We start from the raw sequence: 646 nt of genomic DNA, 5'->3' as shown, positions 1-646 counted from the left end.
AACATTTTCTGCCGTTTGCGGCATCGAATCGGTTCCGTACATTTCATCCAGTTTCTTGTTCGTAAACCGCCAGCCAATGGTCGTATCAAATAGTTCCATGTTTCCGCGAGGGAATCCCTTTTCCGGCTTTGCCATGACAAGCGGGGCTCGTGTCATACTCTCTGTTCCTCCGGCTATGTATATATCCCCTTCGCCAACTGCAATCGCTCGTGCGGCAGACATCACCGCATCAAGACCCGACCCACACAGACGGTTAATCGTTGCACCCCCAATCGCAACAGGCAGTCCCGCCAATAAAGCAGACATTCTTGCAACGTTACGATTATCTTCCCCAGCCTGGTTGGCATTGCCAAGAATCACTTCCTCAAGCTGGTCCACTGGGAGTTCAGGATTTCTGTCGAGTAATGCTTTTATGACAATCGCTCCGAGGTCGTCGGATCGAATATCCTTTAATGCGCCTTTGTATCTGCCAATTGGTGTTCGGACAGCATCGACAATGACTACCTCTCTCATTTCTTGACCAGCTTGTCATTGTCAGTATAGTCGTAAATTCCCTTACCTGATTTTCGTCCTAGACGGCCAGCTTTGACATATTGTTCAAGCAGTGGGGCTGGCCGATATTTTTCGCCTAAGGTTTCATGCAAGT

Annotated in this window: 2 protein-coding genes; both read right to left on the bottom strand. The window is 48.9% G+C overall.

Going from position 1 to position 646, the window contains the following annotated elements; translation table 11 throughout:
* Positions 1 to 513: thiolase family protein (locus AC3G7N_RS21405; protein ID WP_489424152.1), on the bottom strand; the 513-nt coding region annotated here is incomplete at its 3' end.
* The coding region (locus AC3G7N_RS21400) for a 3-hydroxyacyl-CoA dehydrogenase family protein (protein WP_489424153.1) at positions 510 to 646 on the bottom strand (137 nt) is incomplete at its 5' end. The genes AC3G7N_RS21405 and AC3G7N_RS21400, both read right to left, overlap by 4 nt.

It is taken from the genome of Virgibacillus carmonensis, assembly GCF_057836705.1.
Note: the sequence above shows the minus strand (reverse complement) of the source record. Positions and strands in the feature narration are given on the sequence as shown.